Here is a 19,261-nt window from a genome sequence, read left to right on the forward strand (position 1 = left end):
CCCTAAACCCAGTAGGGCACGCGGGCCCGGTACTTCTTGAGAGCGACGATCGTCAGCAACCAGCCGACGGCCGTGCAGCCGAGCACGATGTACCAGTGGTACGCCTCCTGCGGCTCCCCGATCATCGGGGCGCGAAGGATGTCCAGGTAGTGGAACAGCGGGTTGATCTCGACGAGGCGGGCACGCTCGGCCGCCTGCCCGCCCTGGTTCAGCAGACCCTGCGTCGTCCAGACGATCGGCGTCATGAAGAACAGCAGCGTGACCATCGACGCGAGGATCGGTGCGATGTCGCGGTAGCGCGTCGCGATGATGCCGAACAGCAGCGCGACCCACACCGCGTTGAGCGCGAGCAGCGCGAACGCCGGGAACGCCGACAGGTCGGTCCAGTGGAACGTGGGCCGGAAGATCGCGATGATGATGACGTAGACGATCAGGTTGTGCGCGAACAGCAGCACCTGACGCCACACCAGCCGGTACACATGGACCGACAGCGCCGACGGCAGCTGCTTGATCAGGCCTTCGTTGGCCACGAAGACGTCGCCACCTTCGAGGATGGCGGCGCTGATGAAGTTCCAGATGATGAGGCCGACGGCGACGTGCGGCAGGAACGTCTTCAGGTCCATGTCCAGCAGCACCGAGTACAGCAGTCCCATTGCCGTGGCCTGGACGGCGGTGGCGATGGTGATCCAGAACGGACCGATGACCGACCGACGGTAGCGCTGTTTGATGTCCTGCCATCCGAGGTGCAGCCACAGCTCGCGCTGACGGAACCCTGTCTTCAGGTCGCCGAACGCGCGTTTGAGGGTCTGCGAGTCCGAAACGGGAACGGGCACGCGCTCTCCTGCTTCGTTCTCGGGGTTCTTCGCTGGGGCTGACACGACGGTCGACCTTACCCGCCCAGCGAACCACGGGTCATTCCGCTGGTCGGCTACAGGTACTGGCCGGTACCGCCGCCACTAGGACCGCCTGCACCGGGGTTGATGCTCACCCCCGGCGGCAGTGCGCCCTGCCGCATCTGTTCGAGCTGAGCGCGCGCTGCCATCTGCTGCGCGAACAGTGCCGTCTGGATTCCGTGGAACAGTCCTTCGAGCCAGCCGACGAGCTGGGCCTGCGCGATCCTGAGTTCCGCATCCGACGGAATGGCGTCCTCGCCGAAGGGGAGTGCCAGACGCTCGAGCTCGTCGCGCAGATCGGGAGCCAGGCCCTGTTCGAGCTCGCGGATCGACGACTGGTGGATCTCCTTCAGCCGAGCCCGGCTGGCGTCGTCGAGAGGAGCTGCGCGGACCTCTTCGAGCAGCTGCTTGATCATCGTGCCGATGCGCATGACCTTCGCCGGCTGCTCGACCATCTCGGAGAGCGGTTGTTCGTCGTTCGACGGCGCTTCGGTTCCCGCCGCCCTGGCGGCGGCAGCGGTTGCCTCCTCGCGGCTCAATGCGAGAGGCTGTCCGTTCGGGCCGATCACGACGACGTGGTCGCCGTTGTCGGAATTCGGGAACGAGTCCGATTGCGTCATACAGCCATCCTTACGCGTCACGAGGGATTGCGCGACGAGCGGGGCCGATTATCCTGTTCAGGGGCTCAGGACATGGAGGGAAGACAAGCGTGCTCGAAGGAAATGCCGTCCTGTCGAACGAGGGGCGTGGCACACGCGCCCGCGTTGTCAACGCCTAGAGTGTCCGGCATGGGGTACGACGTCGCACGAGTCAGGGGATCGATTCCCTCGTTGGGCGACGGTTGGATCCACCTCGATCCGCAGAACGGTATGCAGATACCCGACCGTGTGTCGACGGCAGTGTCCACGGCGTTTCGCGGAAGCGCGCCGACTCACACCTCCGGCCACATGTCGTCGAGGCGCAGCGCGGGACTTCTCGACGCCGCCCGAGCTGCCATCGCGGACCTCGTCGGCGCCGACCCGGCCGGCGTCGTGTTGGGTCCGGACCGCGCGACGATGCTCGCCTGGCTCGCCGAATCGCTGTCGTCTCGGCTCGGGCTGGGGACCGGTCTGGTGTTGTCTCGGCTCGACGAGGAAGCGAACGTCGCGCCGTGGTTACGCATCGCCAATCGTTACGGCGCACAGGTCCGCTGGGCCGAGGTCGAGATCGACACGTGTGAACTCCCGAGCTGGCAGTTCGAGGAACTGATCACCTCCACCACCCGTCTCGTCGCGATGACGGCCGCGTCGCCGATCGTCGGATCCGCGCCCGACGTCCGCGTGGCCGCCGACCGTGTCCACGCCGTCGGCGGACTCATCGTCGTCGACGCGGCAGGCGCGGCACCGTACGCGCACGTCGACATCGACGAACTCGCTGCCGACGTCGTCGCGGTCAGTGCCGCTGCGTGGGGCGGTCCCAAGGTCGGCGCCCTCGTGTTCCGTGATCCCGGTCTGCTCGATCGCATTCCGTCGATGTCGCTCAACCCGTTCGCGAAAGGCGCAGAGCGACTGGAGGTTTCGGGTCACCAGTACGCGTTGCTGGCCGGCGTCGTGTCGTCGATCGACTATCTCGCCAACCTCGACGAAGCGGCGACGGGGACGCGTCGGGAACGCCTGCAGCTGTCCATCGGATCGCTGCAGGACTACCACGACCGCCTGTTCGACTACCTGCTTCGCGCGCTCGGCAAGCTCGACCACGTCATGGTTCTCGGCGACGCGCCCAGCCGGATCCCGACGCTCAGCTTCACCGTCGCCGACACCTCCGCCGAGAAGGTCGCCGAGCATCTCGCGCAGAACCGCATCGGAACGGTCAGCGGCATCCACAGTGGGAGTCGCCTGCTCGACGCCCTCGGCGTCAACGACGAAGGCGGCGCCGTCACCATCGGCCTCGCGCCGTACACGACGCGGCACGAGATCGATCAACTCGTGAAGGCGCTGGCGGCGCTTCGCTAGCCGGCGCACGTGCGCGAAAATACATAGAGGGCTATGCATTTTCGCGCACATGGGTCAGCTCACCCGCAGAATCACCTTGCCGATGGCATCCGCGTCGAGAAGCCGATGTGCTTCCGCTGCTTCGGTGATCGGCAGTTCGGCATGCACGATCGGTGCGACGCGTCCCTCCTCGATCATCGGCCACAGACGCTCGGTCATGTCGGCGACGATGTCGGCTTTGCTCGACGGCCCGGTCACCGGTCGGCCGCGGAGTCCGGCCGCGTGGATGGTCCCACGCTTGGCGATCAGGGCGCCGAAGTTCAGTTCACCCTTGACACCGCCCTGCATTCCGATCGTGATCAGCTTTCCGTCCTTGGCGAGCGCATTCACGTTGCGCTCCAGGTATTTTGCGCCCATGTTGTCGAGGATGAGGTCGGCGCCATCGGGTAGCTCCTCGACGAAATCCTGGTTCTTGTAGTCGATCAGGATGTCTGCGCCGAGGGACGCGCAGAAGTCGAGTTTCTCCTTCGACCCAGCCGTCACTGCCACCGTCGCGCCCAGGGCTTTGGCGACTTGGATTGCGTGCGTTCCGATTCCGCTTCCACCGCCGTGGATCAGCACCGTGTGGCCGGATCGCATACCGCCGAACTGCACGAGATTCGACCACACCGTCGACGCCACTTCCGGAAGCGCCGCTGCCGCATGCAGATCCAGGCCTGCCGGAATCGGAAAGAGCTGGACCGACGGGACCGCGACTTTCTCGGCGTAGCCGCCGCCTGCCAGCAGAGCGCACACGCGGTCGCCGACTTTCCAGTCGTGTACGCCCTCGCCCAATTCCGATATCACGCCGGAACATTCGAGACCGAGAATTTCGCTCGCGCCGGGGGGAGGCGGGTACTTGCCCTGACGCTGCATCAGGTCGGCGCGGTTGACTGCGGTGGCGGCGACGTCGACGACGACCTGTCCTGGTTCAGGCGTCGGATCGGGGACCTCGGTCCACTGCATGACGTCGGGGGAACCGAACTCTGTCAGTGTTATCGCATGCATGCGTCCACCCTATGCGGCTACGCCACCCGTGCGCGGATAGTTGGCCCAGAGTCCAACTATCCGCGCACGGGCGCCGCAGGCGCCTAAATGTCCCACAAATTGATCCCAAAATCCTTGGCGTGCTGATCGATTCGGCTCAGCTCGTCGTCCGAGAAGTCCAGGTTCTGCAACGCGCCGATGTTGTTCTCCAGCTGCTGCACGCTGGATGCGCCGACCAGCACCGACGTGACGCGTGGATCACGCAATGCCCAGCTCAGCGCCAGCTGCGCCAACGACTGGCCGCGCGACGACGCGATGTCGTTCAACGCGTTCAGTTCCCCGACGTGCTCGTCGGTGAACCAGTCCGGGTTCAACGATTTGCCCTGTGTCGCGCGGGAGCCGTCGGGAATGCCGTACAGGTACTTGTCGGTCAGCATTCCCTGCGCGAGCGGTGAGAACGCGATGGCGCCTGCTCCGACCTGTTCGAGTGTGTCGAGAAGGCCGTCCTCGATCCACCGGTTCACCATCGAGTAGCTGGGTTGGTGGATCAGCAGCGGAACACCGGCCTTCTCGAGCAACGACGCCATCGTCGCGGTGCCTTCCGGCGTGTACGAACTGATGCCGACGTGAAGCGCCTTGCCCTGCTCGACGGCGCTGACCAATGCGCCCGCGGTCTCTTCCAACGGCGTGTCGTGATCGGGCCGGTGGCTGTAGAAGATGTCGACGTAGTCGAGGCCCATGCGCTGCAGTGACTGATCGAGCGACGACAGCAGATACTTCCGCGACCCGCCGAATCCGTACGGACCCGGCCACATGTCCCAGCCCGCCTTGCTGGAGATGATCAGCTCGTCGCGGTACCCGGCGAAGTCCTCGGAGTGGATGCGGCCGAAGTTCTTCTCCGCACTGCCGTATGGCGGACCGTAGTTGTTGGCGAGGTCGAAGTGCGTGACACCCAGATCGAATGCGCGACGCAGCACGGCTCGTTGCGTGGCGAGTGGAGTGTCGTCGCCGAAGTTGTGCCACAGGCCCAGCGAGATCGCCGGAAGCTTAAGCCCGCTCCTGCCGACGTGTCGATACTGCATCGACTCGTAACGGTCGTCAGCGGCCATGTACGGGGGATCGATGTGTGGTTGGGACATTCCACGACAGTAGGCGTAACCGTCGGATTCGGACATCCCCGTGGCGTGCTACTCATCGGTAGCTTCGTTGCTTAATATGGTCGCGTGACGGCCGAACGATCCTTTGGTCCCGGGGGGGACCCGCAGTGGTTGGATGCTGCGGAAATGAGAGCGTGGCGCGCCTATATCGACGGCGGCCAACGATTGCAGGGGGTACTGAACAAGGATTTGCAGGATGGGCATGACCTGACGATGGCGGAATACCGCATCTTGGTGATGTTGTCCGAATCGGCGGACGGGTCGTTGCGTATGAGCGACCTCGCCGACGGTGTTCTCTCCTCCCGCAGCAGGCTCACCCATCAGATTCGGAGGATGGAGGCCGACGGCATGGTCGGCCGCAGCACGTGCGTCGACGACGGCAGGGGCGTCCTGGCCGTCATCACCACCGAGGGTCGACGACGGCTCGCCGACGCGGCACCGACGCATGTGGCCAGCGTCCGGAGGCATCTGGTGGATCTGCTGACGCCTCATCAACTCGCGGTGTTGGGGGACATCTTCGAGAAGGTCGACGCGGCGATGTCGAGCTCCGGCGCCGAGGGGTGATTGGCTCCCTACTCGCGGAGCGTTTAGTATCTCCCACGTAGTAGCGAGGCCAGGAAGCGTGGCAGAGCGGCCCAATGCACTCGCCTTGAAAGCGAGAGACGTCTAACCGCGTCCGGGGGTTCAAATCCCTCCGCTTCCGCGGGCGAAATCCCCCTTCGATTCAGGAGGGGGATTCGTTCGTTTCGTCCCAAGCCTGCAGAGTGCGGCCGGTCTCGAATCGCCGCGTCGCACCCGAGACCGGATCCACGAACTCGAGTTCCGACGCGAGCAACTGAAGCGGATCGGTGAAGTCGTCGATCGCGCGTCCCGTGGGTTCCGGGTACAGGTCGTCGCCGACGATCGGGGTGCCGAGCGAGTTCATGTGCAGCCGTAGCTGGTGGGTGCGCCCGGTGTGCGGATGCAATCGGTAGCGGCCCAGCCCTTCTCGAACGTCCAGCAGTTCGACGACGGTCTTCGCATTCGGTTCACCGTCGGCCTCGCGAGCGTCGAAAGTGCCCTTCTCCGTGACGATTCGGCTCTCGATTGTCACAGGAAAGTCGTGATTCGACGACGCAGCAACAGCCTCGTACGTCTTACGGACCTTGCGGTCCTGGAACAGCGACTGATACGCCCCACGAGCCTTCGGGTCGGCGACGAACAGCACCAATCCCGCTGTGACGCGGTCCAATCGGTGTGCGGGCACCAAGAACGGCAGCGCGAGGTCTCGACGCAGCCGCACCAACGCGCTTTCCAGCACGTGGCCGCCGCGCGGAATGGTCGAGAGGAAATGCGGCTTGTCGACGACCACGATCGTCTCGTCGCGATGCACGACGGAAATGTCGAACGGCACCGGCGTCTCGTCCGGGAGGTCGCGGTGGAACCACACGGCCTCGCCGGGAATATAGGGAGCGTCGACCGAGAGGGGCCCGAACATGTCGACGATCTCGCCTGCCGCGAACATCTCGTCGAGGCGTGCCCCTGATATCCGACCTTGGCTGTCCGACAAGAATGTGCGGACCGTAGTCCAGTGCCCGTCCTCCGGCATCCGCACTCTGGCCGGGTCCAGCCCATGCCGCTTCGGCAGCGGCGGTTGCTGGCGTCGTCTCACGTAGGCGACGGTATCGAGTCCGCGCTTGTGCAGGCAAAGTGGCTTTTCGGCCTGCACAAGCGCGGGTCCGAGGGGCTACTCGCAGCCGATGCCGTCGTTGTCGCGGTCGAGGTGCGGGCCGTAGCCGTACTCGTCGCGGTAGACGGGAGCCGCGCCGGCGTCACGAGCCTCGGTGCAGTTCTTGTACTGGAATGCGCTCGGGGCGGGTGCCGGCCGAGGTGCGGGCGCAGCCTGAGGCGCGGGCGGCGGCACGAAGGCAGGGGGCGGCGGGCAGAACTGCGCCGATCCCGAGCTGCACAGGAAATCCGTGATCGGATCTGCGGCTGCGACGGCGGGCGTGGTGACCATGGCGGCCGCAAGGACGACGCCACCTCCGGCGCGCACCAGCAGGTTCTTGCTCTTCATTGTCGTGCTCCTGACGAAAAGGGGGTAAGGGTCTGATTTTCGGGCCAGAAGATTGAACAGTCAATCGGATTCATCTCCGCGAATGAACGGGTTTAGGCGGGGCACCGATGGCGTATACGAACATATGAGCGAAAACACCCAGGTCAGTCAGAACCCCGAGAAGGATCCCGACAAGTGGGTCACCGGCGGTGAGCCGGCCACCGGCCCGCAGGAGAGCTACCTCAACACGCTGGCGCAGGAGGCCGACGAGGAAGTGCCCGAGGGCCTGACCAAGGCGGAGGCGTCGGAAATGATCGACAAGCTGCAGGACGAGACCGGCCGCGGCTGACTTCCAAAAATCCACCCGTAGCGGATGACGACGAGCGGCCGGACGGGCGTCACGATCGATCGATGACCCTGACGCTCGATCGCGATGCCCGGCGTAAACGGGGCAAGACTGCGCGACGCGCGACGCCCCTCGAATCTCTCGCCGAGCATCGCGCCGTCCGTCGTGACCCGGTGGCGCTGCTCGAACAGCAGGCGGCGACGCGTGTGCCGGACCTCGTTCCGATTCGATACGGCCGAATGGCTGCGGCGGAGTTCCCGTTCTTCCGCGGGGCCGCGCTGGTGATGGCCGACGATCTGTCTCGCGCACCGAATTCCGGCATCGAGACTCAGCTGTGCGGCGACGCGCATCTGAGCAACTTCGGCGTCTATGCGACGCCGGAGCGTCGAATGGCGTTCGACATCAACGATTTCGACGAGACCCATCCCGGCCCGTTCGAATGGGATGTGAAGCGACTCGCAGCGAGTCTCGCGATCGCGGCCGAGTCGCGCGGGTTCTCGGGCAAGCAACGTCGGCGCATCGTTCGGTCGTCGGCATGTACGTACCGCGAAACCATCAGGCGGCAAGCCGAACTCGGCAATCTCGCTGTGTGGTACTCCAACGTCGAGGTGACCGACGAGCTCGAGTCCGTGCAGGGCGAGCTCGATCCCGTGCAGCGCAAACGAACCCAGCAGATGGTGCGAAAAGCGCGTTCACGAGACAACATTCAAGCCCTGGCAAAGCTGACCGAGGTGGTCGACGGCAGAAGGCGCATCATCGCCGACCCACCGCTCGTCGTTCCGATCGAGGACATGAACGACGACCCGGCAGCGATCTATCGTGAACTCGAAACTCGTTTACAGGCATACCGTTCCACGTTTCAGCAGGACAAGCAGGTGCTGTTCGACTCGTTTCGCCTCGTACAGTTCGCCCGCAAGGTCGTCGGCGTCGGCAGTGTCGGGACGCGGGCCTGGATCCTGCTCATGGTGGGCGCCGACGAGACCGACCCGCTGTTCCTTCAGGCGAAGGAAGCGCAGCAGTCCGTCATCGCGCGCTACTGGCCCGGGCCGGCGTACGACAACGAGGGCCGACGCGTCGTCGACGGGCAGCGGTTGATGCAGGCGTCGAGTGACATCTTTCTCGGATGGCAACGTGGCGCCGACCCCGACGGCGCGACGCGTGACTTCTATCTGCGTCAGTTGCGCGACGGCAAGGGATCGGCCGTCATCGAGGCCATGGAGCCGAGCGGCATGGAACTGTACGGACAGTTGTGTGGGAAGGTGCTGGCCTACGCGCACGCCAGGTCAGGGGACCGGGTCGAGATCGCGGGTTACCTGGGATCGAGCACCAGGTTCGAGGACGCGATCACCGATTTCGCAGAGGTCTACGCGGTGCAGAACGCAGCCGATCACGCGGCACTCGTGACGGCCATCGACAACGGCCGGGTCGTCGCACATGCAGGAATCTGAGCATGCTGCGACGCGAATCCTGGGGATTCGTCATCGGCTCTGTGCTGTTCGCACTTGCTGCGGTGCCCGGCTACGCGCAGTGGGTCGGCGTCGACAGCGACAACGTCACGTACTTCGTCGGTTCGCTCTTCTTCACCGCAGCCGGGTTCATCGCTCTGCGACTGAGCGGCAGGCCGGTGCCGGGGGAGGAATCGAGGAGGGTCGAACTGTTCGATTGGTGGGCAGCGGCGATCCAGTTCGTCGGCACGCTGCTCTTCAACGTCAGCACCGGCATCGCGATGGTGAGCGGTCTGACGGCGGAACAGGCGGACAAATGGGTGTGGCGTCCGGACGTCTTCGGGTCGGCGGCCTTCCTCATCGCGAGCGGACTCGCAGTCCTCGCGACGACCGAGACCGATGCCCTGTGGGACCCTGCCGCGCGGAACTGGCGGACGACGTGGCTGAACATGATCGGGTCGGTCGCCTTCGGTGTGTCGGCGATCGCGGCGTTCGTGGATCCGTCGACAGGGGAGCTCTCGAACGCAGCGATAGCCAACTTCGGAACATTCGTGGGAGCTGTGTGTTTCCTGGTCGCGGCCCTGCTCATGAGGCCTTCTGTAGATATCCCAAAGATCGCGTGAAACTTTTGTACGACGGTTGTCGCGACTATCCTGGCCGCAGTTACGGCTTGCGGCGCCCCCAACCTACCGGCGGGTAAGGTGCGAGACCGATGTTCGTGCCAGCGCCGCTCGCGGCGCGGCGGGGGAGGATGGATCAGTCGATGCACCGTCGTGTCCTGGCAGCGCTGGGAGTCAGTATCGCGTTGTCGTTGTCGGTAACCGGGGTCGTGTCGGCCCAGCCGCTGCCCGGCACCGGAAGCTCCGACGGCGCTCCTCCGTTCGTGGGTGCGTCACCGATCACGAGCGCGCGGATCGACCGCGTCGACATGATCACCGACCGTCGTGCGGCGGTCTTCGTCGAATCGCCCGCGATGAACAAGATCATCCAGGTGCAGGTGCTCCTGCCGGCTCGGCAGAACTCGTCGCGGCCGACGCTCTACATGCTCGACGGCGTCAGCGCGGGCAAGGAGTCCAACTACGCCGAAAGCACGTGGACTCAGAAGACGGACATCGTCGACTTCTTCGCCGACAAGGATGTCAACGTGGTTCTGCCGGTGGGCGGCTCCAGTAGCTACTACACCGACTGGAACATGCCCGACCCGATTCTCGGGGTCAACATGTGGGAGACGTTCCTGACGTCGGAGCTCCCGCCACTGATCGCCGCCCGTTTCGACGGCAACGGCACCAATGCGATCGCAGGCGTGTCCATGGGCGCACAAGCGGCGATGGACCTCATCACCCGCCACCCGAATCTGTACACCGGCGTCGCGGGGCTCAGTGGCTGCTACGACAACTCGCAGCCCAACCTGAAGGACGCCGTCCGCGCGACGGTCGCGATGAACGGTGGCAACGCCACCAACATGTGGGGCGAGAACGTCGACCCGAAGTGGGTCGAGCACGATCCGTCACGCAACGCGGAAGCATTGCGCGGCAAGGACATCTACGTCTCCGCCGGCACCGGCCTTCCCGGTCCGTACGAAATGGGTCCGGGCGGAAAGGGTTTGCAGGACGCGGCGCAGGGTGGACCGCTCGAAGCCGCCTCGCTGTACTGCACCACGTTGTTCGACACGCGGTTGCGTTACCTCGACATCCCGGCGACGGTCACGTACCGCCCGTACGGAATCCACCAGTGGCCGTACTGGCAGGACGACCTGCGTGAGGCATGGCCGACGCTGAAGACGGCTCTCGGCCTCTAACGGGCCGCTGCGGCAGCGTATTTCAAGAATGCGTCGTTCTCGTGCGGATCACCGATGGTGATCCGCACCCCGTCGTTTCCGTAGGCACGCAGGATGACTCCCGCCTCGGCCGCTGCCGCCGCGAACGCTCCGGAGCGGTCGCCGAGCGGCATGAACACGAAGTTCGCGTCGGAATGCGCGACGTCGTACCCCATCTCGATCAGCGCAGTTCGCACACGCTCGCGCTCCACGACGAGTGTGTCGGTCCGTGCCAGCAGTTCGTCCTTGGCTGCAAGCGATGCCAGAGCTGCTTGTTGGGCAACGGAATTGACCGCGAAGGCGATGCGTACCTTGCCGAGCGCGGTGATGATCGACGGGTCGCCGACGGCATATCCGACGCGCAGGCCTGCGAGTCCGTACGCCTTGGAGAAGGTTCGAAGAACGAGAACATTGCGACGTCCGCGCGCGAGTTCGACGCCGTCGGTGTACTCGCCTTCGGGGTTCTCGCGGGCGTACTCGAAGTAGGCCTCGTCGAGGACGACGAGGACGTGGGCGGGCACGGCATCGAGGAACTTCTCGAGCGCGGATCGCGTGACGACGGTTCCGCTGGGGTTGTTGGGATTGCAGACGAACACGACGCGGGTGCGGTCGGTGATCGCGGCGAGCATGGCGTCGAGATCATGGACGTGGTTCTCGTCGAGTGGCACCTCGACGGGCGTCGCACCTGCGACGCGGGCGATGATCGGGTACGCCTCGAACGACCGCCACGCGAAGACGACCTCGTCGCCCGGGTTGCAGGTGATCTGCACGACCTCCTGGCACAGTGCGACGGAGCCGTTTCCAGCGGCGACGTTCTCCGGCTCGACGTTCAGCATCCTCGCGAGTTCCGCGACGAGGGCGGTCGACAGGATGTCCGGGTAGCGATTCACGTGCGCCACGGCGTCGGCGATCGCGTCTCGGACGCTCGGCAGTGGGCCCTGCGTGGTCTCGTTGCTGGCCAGCTTGATCGCACCGGGAAAGTTCCGTCCCGGGACGTAGGCGGGAATGGCGTCGAGGTCGGTGCGAATGCGGGCGGTCACGGCACACATTATGCGCTCACACCGGTGAGTACGTTTCAGTGTGTCCGTCGGTAATGGCCCGGGGCGAGCGCGTCGGCACTATTTTGGTCCTATGTCGGGAATATTCACGGATGTCGCTGTACTGCGGGTCGATGTGGATACCGGGGAGGACGGCGAAGAGCCCCCTCGAGCGCCGGACGATCCACAGACGGTGCCCTTGACCGCCATCTCGCCCGAGGGCAGTGTGCGGGGCGGCATCGTCGTTCTCCACGAATCGCGCGAGGTGCCCGACAGTCTCATCGATCTGCTGCGTGCCTTGGCCCTCGAAGGATGGCTGGCGGTTGCGCCCGACCTTTTCCATCGTGACGGAGCCGACGGCGAGGTGTTCGGCGAGAACCTGTTCGCGGACTTCGACGCCACATTCGACTGGCTCACGTCGCGAGGCGTCTACCCGGATTGCGTCGGCGTCATCGGATTCGACGACGCGGGCACCGCCGCGCTCATCGTCGCGACCAACCGTCGCATCGGCGCGGCGGTCAGCGTCGCTGCCGCGGGGATCGTCGAACCGCTCAATGCCGACGCGGTGGCTCTGGTCGAGGCCGCCCCGGCGTTGCAGGCGCCGTGGCTGGGCTTGTACGGCGAGAACGACCCCAAGACACCACCCGAGCACATCGAGACTCTTCGCGAGGCGGCGACGCGGGCCTCGGTGGCGACGAACATCGTCAGCTACAGCGGACTGCGTCATCGCGCCGACGCGGTCAAGGGGCAGCCGGGTAGCGCCGAGTATTCCGACCCCGCCTCCGACGCCCTCGTCGAAGCCCAGGCGCGGATCTTCGACTGGTTCGACTCTTTCCTGAGGTGAAGGTGAACGGCAGGTTGACCAGGCGTTTTGCGTTCGTGGCGTAAGCATGTGTAATCTTTCACCCCGGCGGTCCGAGAGGGCCGGCAGCCTAGGAGGCGTGCCAGAGCGGCCGAATGGGAGTCACTGCTAATGACTTGACCCTTCACCGGGTCCGGAGGTTCAAATCCTCTCGCCTCCGCCACGCTGATTCGCAAGAGTCAGCATGTAGTACGGTTGGTTCGCAAGAATCAGCACAACAGAAGATGCGCCCGTAGCTCAACGGATAGAGCACTTGACTACGGATCAAGAGGTTAGGGGTTCGAATCCCTTCGGGCGCACAAGAAACAGCCCCTGAACCGCGGTTATCCGCGTTCAGGGGCTGTTTGCTTTGCTAACAGCCCATCACTTACTCGTCACAATCGACCTTGCGGTGAAGGAAAGTGATGAGTGGTTTGGACCGCTGCGGTCGGTGGTGGACCGTTTTGAGGGATTGGAACTTGACTCCCGTGGACGGAGTTCGAGTGGCCGGTCGCGTCCGTTGGGGTGTCGGCTGGGTCTGTGTGGAGTTATGACTCTGGAACCAAAGTGATGAATCTGCGTTCGGCCTAGTCGCGCCCATGCGAACCTCGTCCGAACCACGGCGTTTCCCGGGGCGGTTCGAGCTTGAGGTGGCCAAGGCATCGATGCCGCATGAACATCGGCGACCGGTGCCATTTCACCGCAGGAGTACACCCTGTCGTGGTCACCGTGTGCTACGCCCGCGACGACACGCTGGTGTTGGTTCAGAACCATGCGTACGAACCGGCGCTGTTGGTTCCTCGTCCATGAAGACATGCTCGTACCGAGCTCGACGCACCGCCGGTCGAGACGGGAACGGTCTGACCGCCGCGTCGGCGATATTCGCCATTCATGTCGGTTGCCGCCGGTAGCGCGACCGCGGTGGCACCGACACGTCCGCCTGCGTAGTACGGCTACGACTGGGCGCTGTTGGTCGACTGGTGTAGCGCAGCCGAATTGGTCTTGCTCCCAGCCATTCCGGCGGCTCTGGCCGAGTTCCTAATCGACACTCCGCCCGGGCGAACCGTGCAGCGACGTCTTGTCTCGGCGATCAACCGCCAGCACGTCGACGCGGGACGCGTCGTCCTGGCCGAACGAGGTCGATTCGGCTCGCTCTCGACTCCGCCCGGACAGAACGGATCACTTTCCGCGCCGAACGCCTCCACGGCTCTGCTCGCAGGACAACTGCAGCACAACAGGATTCCTGAAATGAGGAAGGAGCCGCAAACGACCTGGGCCGGTGGCGGTTCCGATTGATCAGTGGGGACACGTGCCGTTCCCGCCCGACCCGATGAGGCGCAAGCTGTCGCCGCGGTCGTCCACGCGTATCTCACCGACGAACCGCCCTTCGGAAGGCACGGAGACCCGATCACGGTCGTATCGACGACGAGAGCCAACAAGGCCTTACGAAAGCGCCTGTCGTCGAGCCGGTTCTGGTCAACCACGATCCGCGATACTACGAACGCGGTGTGTAGGCGCGCAGTCTGGCGTATGTGGCCATGGCGGATGTCCCTGATCTCGTCGACGGCGTCGAGGACCGGATCGAGCAGCTTCTAATACGCGCCCTCCACCTCCTGGACGACAACGACTCCGAGGCGGCGTGAACCACGTGCTCTATCCCGGCGCCGCGGCGACGGTCGTCAGGACATCCTGACAGCATCGTCCGTAACCAAGTTGGTCGGGCTGGCAACCTGAAAACATTCGGAGTCTCCCCCATGCGCCACGGCCCATCCCGATATTGCACACAGGGGCGCGCGCCGCGAATCCGCCCCGTCGAGCAGGTGCGAGTAGGGCCCAAACCTCATGCTCTTCAGAAAAAGGTTCCACATGCCGATTCGTCCTTCCATTCGAGCATTGCCTGCAATGAAGCAGATGGAGACGTAGATCACTATTATATAAGCCCCAAGCCGTAAGGTGCGCTTTAGGACTCCGGCGAGGTGCCCGTAGTGCACCGGCATCAGTGGCCGGGGCCGTACAAACCGAACCGCAGGTCCGGGTCACCTGGGGTCCAGGTGCAGTCGAATTGAGATCGCGCTCCCATCGACTTCACCCTGCTGAGCAGTTGGCGTCCGAGTTCGAGCTGACCGGGCTCCCACTTGGCCAGTGCTTCGGCGATGTCTCCGGCGCTGGAGAGCGCGTCGAACAGGGCCCAGGCGTTGGCGGCGGCTTTGGCCGTTCCGGCCGCTGCGTGCGGACGGGCGTCGCCGGCGGCGGCGCCGATCATGGCTACCCGCCCGCACGCCATCTTGTCGGCCCCGGCGTCATAACACCGCTTGGAGGTAGGGCTGCTCGGTCCGCAGGACCACTTCGGCGGCGGCGGGGGCTAGAAGATCGGATGCCGCCGAGCGCATCTCGTCGATATAGCGATCCTGGACCGCACCGGGATGTAGTGACACCTTCGCCGCGAAGCCGCGTTTGTCGGTCATGGGTTCGTCGAGCTCGTGTCCTTCCTCAACGTTGCGGTACCAGACGTAATTCAGCAGCCGCTCGCCCACTGCGAGTCCACCGTCTCCGGAGGGGATGGGGTAGACGTTGATATGGGTGTGAGGTGCAACGCTGTATGTGATTGCGTCGTGGAGCAATTCGAACGTCCCGGCGGACACTTCCGATTCGGGAACAGCACCGCGCTACCCGACGTAGCCTGAGTACTCGAGCTCGGAGTTCGGCGAGATACGTCGGCGGCTCGGTGAGGTGATGCCGTCCGCGAAGACCACGAGTTCCGCGCGTCGGCGGGCGCCCGACGCGAATCGAACCTCCACATCGTCTGCATTCTCGTCGAACCCTGATGCGTACTCGCCCAAGTGGTAGTGATCGGAACCGAAATCTGACAGCAGCGCGCAGATAGAAAGTCCCCCAGGAGGTGTAACTCCACCGAGCTTCGTCGCGGTGAACGATCGTGTCGTTCGAGTCGAGGTACTGCACGTATCTCGTTGTGGTGCTGACCTGTTCGGGTTGCATCGAGCTGCATTCGGCGAACCATCGGATCGTGTCCGGCTGGAGGACTATTCCGCCGCCGCGACCGTCGAGGCTCGTGGGTGTACGTTCGTACACCGATACCTCGAATCCCAGTCGGCGCAGCAGGAGTGCAGCGGTCAAACCTCCGATCGAACCACCGACCACGATGGCGCGATTTCCTGACCAATCCTTGCTCATACTGCCTCCACCTGCCCGCGCTCGAGCGCTTCGAAACGCGCGAGGACCTCTGCCTGCAGAACCGCGACTGCAGGGTCGGAAGCTTTGCGTGGGCGGGGTAGATCGACGTCGATGATCTCGTGAATTCGTCCGCCGGGAGCGAGAACGATGATGCGATCGGACAATTGAACGGCTTCGGTGACGTCATGGGTGACGAACATGACGGTACGACGAGATTCCAACCAGATCCGTTCCAGATGCTCGCGCAGCGTCCGCGATGTCATCGCATCGAGGTGGGAAAAGGGCTCGTCCATGAGCAGAACATCCGGTTCGACGGCGAACGCGCGGGCGATTCCGATGCGCTGTTGTTGCCCACCGGACAGCTGTGAGGGGTAGCGATCGGCGCAGTGGCTCAGCCCAACCAGATCGAGATAGTGGCGGGCGCGATCTTCCCAGCCTTCGCGCTCGTGTTGCACGAAGCCGAGATTGGCCATCACGGTGCGCCACGGCAGAAGCCGAGGATCCTGGAAGACGTAGCCGACGCGGGCGTCGCGGCCTCCGGAACGCAGGTCGACCGATCCGGAGGTGTGCGTCTCGATACCCGAGACGATGTTGAGCAACGTCGTCTTGCCGCTGCCCGACGGCCCGACGACCGAGACGAACGTCTCGCCGGAGATGGTCAGATCGATGCCGTCGATGACGCGGGTGCTGTTGCCCTGACGGTCGTGGAAGTCTTTGACTAGTTCTTTGATTTCGATGGAAGCCATTGCAGTTCACTTACTCTCGTGTAGTTGAGGTCGTTACGCCGTGCGCCAGCGGGAGACGTACCGTTCGATCGGTCCGAGCACCAGCAGGTCGGCGATCACCAGCAGCAGAATGAATACCAGGACCCACGCGAAGAAGCCGTCGAGCTGGTTGGCGTCGTACCAATACCGCGAGCGCCACCCGACACCCGATGTGGCGCCGAACCATTCGGCCAGCAACAATCCGTTCCAGGCGCTCATGATGGCGAATCGGACCGCGGCGACCGTCGAGCCGGCGACGGCAGGCGCCACGATGTGGCGCAGAACCCCGGCCCGCGGAACACCGAATGCGCGGGACATCAAAATCAGATCGGCGGGGACCGCACGGGTGGCCTTGGCAATGTTGACTACCACGAACGGTAGTCCGGACAGGAACACCGTCACCACCGATGTCAGCCAACCGAATCCGAACCACATCGTCGTCAACAAGGCCCAGATGACGGCCGGAATGGCCAGGGCGGCGGCGTTCAGGTCGGACAAAGCGAGGTCGGCGAGTTTCGACATCCCCATGAGGACGCCGATTGCCGTGCCCACCACCAACGCGAGTACCAGACCCAGCAGAAAGCGGTTCATGCTGATGGCCAGGTTGTGCCAGAGTTCGCCTATCGCAGCCTCGGAGACGAGGCGGTCGACGCTCTGAGCCGGGGACGGAACTCGATTCCCGACGACGACGGCGACCTGCCACACGGCCAGGATGCTGAGCACCGCTACGGTCGTGGCGACGACCGACGATCCTTGGCTTCGGGCGTGGCGTCGCCAGCCTGGAATCGTCGATGCGGTAGTCGTACTCATGCGAGTTCCTTTCGCCATGCGAAGAATCGAGTTTCCAGAATTGCGAGTCCGCGCTCGATCACGATCATGGTGAGGACGAACAGTGCGGTCCACGCGAGCATGTCCGCGATGTGAAACTCCTGATAGGCCTTGCGAATCATGAAACCGACGCCGTCGCTGGCACCGAACACTTCCGTGAGCGCTTCGACCTTCCACGCCATCGCGAATCCGTAGCGCACCCCAGCAAAGACGAAGGTGGCGAGAGCGGGCAGATAGAGGTGACGAAGCACGTCCCGCTTGTGGCGTTCGAAAGCCTGACACATCGCCAGCAGGTTGCCGTCGACCGAGCGAACGCCTTCCGCGACGTTCATCGCGATGAATGGCAATGCCACCAAGGCGGATACGACGATGGGGCCGCCGGCACCGACGCCGAAGATGAGCAGGCCGAACACGGCGTACGTCAGACCGGGCATGTTACCCAGTACGAACAGCGGTAGCGAGAAGTAGGACGCCATGAACTTGCTGCGGCCCATAACGAATCCGACGAGCAAGCCTCCCACCATGGCAATCAGGAAACCAGCGGCGATCTTCGAGATACTTGATGCGAAGTTGGTGAACGCTTCTCCCGACAACACGATGTCGACGATCTGTGCCGCAACGGCGCCGGGCCGCGGGAGGATCGGATCGTCGACCCGTGCCGCGATCAGCGCCCAGACCCCGACCGCGACGATCAGCGTGACGCCCGAGACGACCCAGCGGCGGGGTCCGTTCTGTCGGGTGCGTGTGCGCACTCCCCACCGGGAATGGCCTACCTGCGTACCTTGTTGCCGTTCCGGGGGCGCGATGATCTGCGTCATCGACTGACCTCTTCGCTCGGCAGAAACGTCGGTTCGCTGATGTCGTCGCCAATGATGTCCGTGGACCGCATCAGGTCGAAGACCGAGCTTTCGTCCTCTGCCCACTGTTGGTCGAATCGAACCGAGTCGACGATCCAGTCATGTTCGTTCACATACTGTTTCATGAAATCGATGTCCTCGTTTGTCGATACGGCGAAATGCTGTGGGTAGCGTTCGATGATCTCGTCCCGATGGCTTCGCCACTCGGCGAGTCCGCGATTCCACAGGTCGAGAAACGCCGACACCTCTTCGGAGTTGTCCTTCACCCAATCGGCCCGAGCGACAAAGACATTGCCCATCGGACCATCGTGCCCTGGGGCATCCAGCTCGGCGAAGAGGTTCGCGGAAGACTTACCGTCGTAGAGCGGCTTGACCGATCCGTCCCGCAATTCGCGTGCAGAGAGGTCCGGGTAGCAGACGCAGGCGTCGATCTCGCCACGTGCCAACAGGTTCGACAGGTTCTGGATATCGGCGACGACGATCTCGAAGTCGCTGTCGCCGTCGGCGGCGTCGACCAAGTTCAGCTCGTGCATCTGCTTGATCAAGGCGCTCCACACCAAGGTTCCGGACACGGTGGTGAACACGCCGATTCTTTTACCCCGCAGATCCTCCACCGACTGCGCGGTATCGTCCTCGCGGATCAAGATGCGGCTGCGCTCGGCGTTGTAGCGACCGATGATGACCGTCTCTCGCTGGGTCTGTTCCTCGAGGTAGGGAACCTCGAACGAGGCCGTCGAGATGATGTCGGCGTGTCCGCCGGCGAACAGGCCGAACTCGTCCCATGTGGCACTGGTGTCGATGGTGTATCCGGTGTCGTCCTGCCACTCGTCGACAATTCCCGTCTCGTTCATGTAGTCCCAGATCGGGTCCGGGGCGAAGGTGAATCGAATTTCACCGTCGACCGCGGCCCGCGACGAGGGCGGGCCGCCCAGTCCCGCCGAGCATCCCGTCGTGACGACGGACGCCGCAACAGTGGCCAGTGCAACAGCTACGACGATGCGCCATGCTCCGGTGCGTGGGGGTAACCGCACGGGTGCCTCCTTGCTTCGAGCGT

The 19,261-nt window shown here is 64.2% G+C and carries 21 protein-coding genes, 3 tRNA genes and 1 pseudogene; 10 read left to right on the forward strand and 15 right to left on the reverse strand.

Annotation, left to right across the window (positions count from 1 at the left end; translation table 11 throughout):
* Window positions 1–2: 2 nt before the first annotated feature.
* Window positions 3–878: a galactan export ABC transporter permease subunit Wzm/RfbD gene (gene wzm / locus A3K89_RS06120; protein ID WP_068423346.1), complete on the reverse strand. Its 876-nt coding sequence runs from the start codon at window positions 876–878 to the stop codon at window positions 3–5.
* Window positions 879–928: 50 nt separating this feature from the next.
* Window positions 929–1,513 carry a bacterial proteasome activator family protein gene (locus A3K89_RS06125; protein ID WP_068423348.1) on the reverse strand — a complete coding sequence of 195 codons (585 nt, stop codon included), beginning with the start codon at window positions 1,511–1,513 and terminating at the stop codon, window positions 929–931.
* A gap of 168 nt (window positions 1,514–1,681) precedes the next feature.
* Here A3K89_RS06125 and A3K89_RS06130 point away from each other — a divergent pair, with 168 nt between their 5' ends.
* A complete protein-coding gene (locus tag A3K89_RS06130; protein ID WP_068423350.1) occupies window positions 1,682–2,884 on the forward strand; it encodes a cysteine desulfurase-like protein in 1,203 nt (400 codons plus the stop codon).
* A gap of 54 nt (window positions 2,885–2,938) precedes the next feature.
* Here A3K89_RS06130 and A3K89_RS06135 read toward each other — a convergent pair whose 3' ends face one another.
* Window positions 2,939–3,910 carry an NAD(P)H-quinone oxidoreductase gene (locus tag A3K89_RS06135; RefSeq protein WP_068423351.1) on the reverse strand — a complete coding sequence of 324 codons (972 nt, stop codon included), beginning with the start codon at window positions 3,908–3,910 and terminating at the stop codon, window positions 2,939–2,941.
* Window positions 3,911–3,993: 83 nt separating this feature from the next.
* Window positions 3,994–5,028 (reverse strand): L-glyceraldehyde 3-phosphate reductase, encoded by a 1,035-nt coding sequence (gene mgrA / locus A3K89_RS06140; RefSeq protein ID WP_068423463.1) that lies wholly within the window; start codon window positions 5,026–5,028, stop codon window positions 3,994–3,996.
* Between the two features lie 84 nt (window positions 5,029–5,112).
* On the opposite strand from mgrA, the gene A3K89_RS06145 reads away from it, so the two are divergent.
* Window positions 5,113–5,610 (forward strand): MarR family winged helix-turn-helix transcriptional regulator, encoded by a 498-nt coding sequence (locus A3K89_RS06145; RefSeq protein WP_371828791.1) that lies wholly within the window; start codon window positions 5,113–5,115, stop codon window positions 5,608–5,610.
* Between the two features lie 52 nt (window positions 5,611–5,662).
* A tRNA-Ser gene (locus A3K89_RS06150) sits at window positions 5,663–5,749 on the forward strand.
* Between the two features lie 21 nt (window positions 5,750–5,770).
* Here A3K89_RS06150 and A3K89_RS06155 read toward each other — a convergent pair.
* Both A3K89_RS06155 and A3K89_RS06160 read right to left on the reverse strand, forming a co-directional pair.
* Window positions 5,771–6,697, reverse strand: coding sequence for a pseudouridine synthase (locus A3K89_RS06155; protein WP_174551374.1), 927 nt, complete (start codon window positions 6,695–6,697; stop codon window positions 5,771–5,773).
* Between the two features lie 75 nt (window positions 6,698–6,772).
* Complete coding sequence (locus A3K89_RS06160; protein WP_068423355.1) at window positions 6,773–7,102, reverse strand: excalibur calcium-binding domain-containing protein; 330 nt, start codon at window positions 7,100–7,102, stop codon at window positions 6,773–6,775.
* A gap of 124 nt (window positions 7,103–7,226) precedes the next feature.
* On the opposite strand from A3K89_RS06160, the gene A3K89_RS06165 reads away from it, so the two are divergent.
* The 4 genes from A3K89_RS06165 (at window position 7,227) to A3K89_RS06180 (ending at window position 10,670) form a co-directional block, all read left to right on the forward strand.
* Window positions 7,227–7,430: a DUF3072 domain-containing protein gene (locus A3K89_RS06165; RefSeq protein ID WP_068423357.1), complete on the forward strand. Its 204-nt coding sequence runs from the start codon at window positions 7,227–7,229 to the stop codon at window positions 7,428–7,430.
* Between the two features lie 62 nt (window positions 7,431–7,492).
* Window positions 7,493–8,875 carry a DUF2252 domain-containing protein gene (locus tag A3K89_RS06170; protein WP_068423359.1) on the forward strand — a complete coding sequence of 461 codons (1,383 nt, stop codon included), beginning with the start codon at window positions 7,493–7,495 and terminating at the stop codon, window positions 8,873–8,875.
* Between the two features lie 2 nt (window positions 8,876–8,877).
* Complete coding sequence (locus tag A3K89_RS06175) at window positions 8,878–9,495, forward strand: hypothetical protein (RefSeq protein ID WP_068423361.1); 618 nt, start codon at window positions 8,878–8,880, stop codon at window positions 9,493–9,495.
* A 140-nt stretch (window positions 9,496–9,635) separates the two neighbouring features.
* Window positions 9,636–10,670: an alpha/beta hydrolase gene (locus A3K89_RS06180; RefSeq protein ID WP_068423470.1), complete on the forward strand. Its 1,035-nt coding sequence runs from the start codon at window positions 9,636–9,638 to the stop codon at window positions 10,668–10,670.
* Here the strand turns inward: A3K89_RS06180 and hisC are convergent.
* On the reverse strand, window positions 10,667–11,728 hold the full coding sequence (hisC, locus tag A3K89_RS06185; protein WP_068423468.1) for a histidinol-phosphate transaminase: 1,062 nt from the start codon (window positions 11,726–11,728) through the stop codon (window positions 10,667–10,669). The genes A3K89_RS06180 and hisC overlap by 4 nt on opposite strands.
* A gap of 91 nt (window positions 11,729–11,819) precedes the next feature.
* On the opposite strand from hisC, the gene A3K89_RS06190 reads away from it, so the two are divergent.
* The 3 genes from A3K89_RS06190 to A3K89_RS06200 all read left to right on the forward strand — a co-directional run bounded on the left by A3K89_RS06190 (window position 11,820) and on the right by A3K89_RS06200 (window position 12,886).
* Entirely contained in the window at window positions 11,820–12,569 is a 750-nt protein-coding gene (locus A3K89_RS06190) for a dienelactone hydrolase family protein (RefSeq protein WP_068423362.1), read from the forward strand.
* Window positions 12,570–12,660: 91 nt separating this feature from the next.
* Window positions 12,661–12,750: transfer RNA gene (locus A3K89_RS06195), tRNA-Ser, on the forward strand.
* A 63-nt stretch (window positions 12,751–12,813) separates the two neighbouring features.
* Window positions 12,814–12,886, forward strand: a tRNA-Arg gene (locus A3K89_RS06200).
* 1,676 nt (window positions 12,887–14,562) lie between these two features.
* Here the strand turns inward: A3K89_RS06200 and A3K89_RS26665 are convergent.
* From A3K89_RS26665 to A3K89_RS06235, 8 genes and pseudogenes are all read right to left on the reverse strand, one after another.
* On the reverse strand, window positions 14,563–14,829 hold the full coding sequence (locus A3K89_RS26665; RefSeq protein ID WP_367946698.1) for a hypothetical protein: 267 nt from the start codon (window positions 14,827–14,829) through the stop codon (window positions 14,563–14,565).
* A gap of 37 nt (window positions 14,830–14,866) precedes the next feature.
* The gene (locus A3K89_RS26670; RefSeq protein WP_371828792.1) at window positions 14,867–15,208 is read right to left on the reverse strand and encodes an FAD binding domain-containing protein; all 342 of its coding nucleotides are present in this window, start codon (window positions 15,206–15,208) and stop codon (window positions 14,867–14,869) included.
* Window positions 15,209–15,232: 24 nt separating this feature from the next.
* The gene (locus A3K89_RS26675) at window positions 15,233–15,364 is read right to left on the reverse strand and encodes a hypothetical protein (RefSeq protein WP_367946700.1); all 132 of its coding nucleotides are present in this window, start codon (window positions 15,362–15,364) and stop codon (window positions 15,233–15,235) included.
* Window positions 15,365–15,677: 313 nt separating this feature from the next.
* Window positions 15,678–15,758: pseudogene (locus A3K89_RS26680) on the reverse strand (hypothetical protein); the annotation flags it as partial.
* The gene (locus A3K89_RS06220) at window positions 15,755–16,504 is read right to left on the reverse strand and encodes an ABC transporter ATP-binding protein (protein WP_068423365.1); all 750 of its coding nucleotides are present in this window, start codon (window positions 16,502–16,504) and stop codon (window positions 15,755–15,757) included. The gene A3K89_RS06220 and the pseudogene A3K89_RS26680, both read right to left, overlap by 4 nt.
* Window positions 16,505–16,537: 33 nt before the next feature.
* Window positions 16,538–17,332 (reverse strand): ABC transporter permease, encoded by a 795-nt coding sequence (locus A3K89_RS06225; protein WP_068423366.1) that lies wholly within the window; start codon window positions 17,330–17,332, stop codon window positions 16,538–16,540.
* On the reverse strand, window positions 17,329–18,168 hold the full coding sequence (locus A3K89_RS06230) for an ABC transporter permease (protein ID WP_084423619.1): 840 nt from the start codon (window positions 18,166–18,168) through the stop codon (window positions 17,329–17,331). Before A3K89_RS06230 ends, A3K89_RS06225 begins: the two co-directional genes overlap by 4 nt.
* Window positions 18,165–19,238, reverse strand: coding sequence for an ABC transporter substrate-binding protein (locus tag A3K89_RS06235; RefSeq protein ID WP_068423367.1), 1,074 nt, complete (start codon window positions 19,236–19,238; stop codon window positions 18,165–18,167). Before A3K89_RS06235 ends, A3K89_RS06230 begins: the two co-directional genes overlap by 4 nt.
* Window positions 19,239–19,261 lie beyond the last annotated feature (23 nt).

The sequence above is a fragment of the Rhodococcoides kyotonense genome, assembly GCF_001645385.1.
GTDB lineage: Bacteria > Actinomycetota > Actinomycetes > Mycobacteriales > Mycobacteriaceae > Rhodococcoides > Rhodococcoides kyotonensis_B.

Excerpts from the sequence above, each read along its gene's own strand:
- A3K89_RS06165 (WP_068423357.1), top strand. The coding sequence starts at position 7,227 with ATGAGCGAAAACACCCAGGTCAGTCAGAACCCCGAGAAGGATCCCGAC.
- A3K89_RS06170 (WP_068423359.1), top strand. The coding sequence starts at position 7,493 with ATGACCCTGACGCTCGATCGCGATGCCCGGCGTAAACGGGGCAAGACT.
- A3K89_RS06190 (WP_068423362.1), top strand. The coding sequence starts at position 11,820 with ATGTCGGGAATATTCACGGATGTCGCTGTACTGCGGGTCGATGTGGAT.
- A3K89_RS06180 (WP_068423470.1), top strand. The coding sequence starts at position 9,636 with ATGCACCGTCGTGTCCTGGCAGCGCTGGGAGTCAGTATCGCGTTGTCG.
- A3K89_RS06135 (WP_068423351.1), bottom strand. The coding sequence starts at position 3,910 with ATGCATGCGATAACACTGACAGAGTTCGGTTCCCCCGACGTCATGCAG.
- A3K89_RS26665 (WP_367946698.1), bottom strand. The coding sequence starts at position 14,829 with ATGATCGGCGCCGCCGCCGGCGACGCCCGTCCGCACGCAGCGGCCGGA.
- A3K89_RS06225 (WP_068423366.1), bottom strand. The coding sequence starts at position 17,332 with ATGAGTACGACTACCGCATCGACGATTCCAGGCTGGCGACGCCACGCC.
- A3K89_RS06125 (WP_068423348.1), bottom strand. The coding sequence starts at position 1,513 with ATGACGCAATCGGACTCGTTCCCGAATTCCGACAACGGCGACCACGTC.
- A3K89_RS06220 (WP_068423365.1), bottom strand. The coding sequence starts at position 16,504 with ATGGCTTCCATCGAAATCAAAGAACTAGTCAAAGACTTCCACGACCGT.
- A3K89_RS06130 (WP_068423350.1), top strand. The coding sequence starts at position 1,682 with ATGGGGTACGACGTCGCACGAGTCAGGGGATCGATTCCCTCGTTGGGC.
- mgrA (WP_068423463.1), bottom strand. The coding sequence starts at position 5,028 with ATGTCCCAACCACACATCGATCCCCCGTACATGGCCGCTGACGACCGT.
- A3K89_RS06175 (WP_068423361.1), top strand. The coding sequence starts at position 8,878 with ATGCTGCGACGCGAATCCTGGGGATTCGTCATCGGCTCTGTGCTGTTC.
- A3K89_RS06230 (WP_084423619.1), bottom strand. The coding sequence starts at position 18,168 with ATGACGCAGATCATCGCGCCCCCGGAACGGCAACAAGGTACGCAGGTA.
- A3K89_RS06160 (WP_068423355.1), bottom strand. The coding sequence starts at position 7,102 with ATGAAGAGCAAGAACCTGCTGGTGCGCGCCGGAGGTGGCGTCGTCCTT.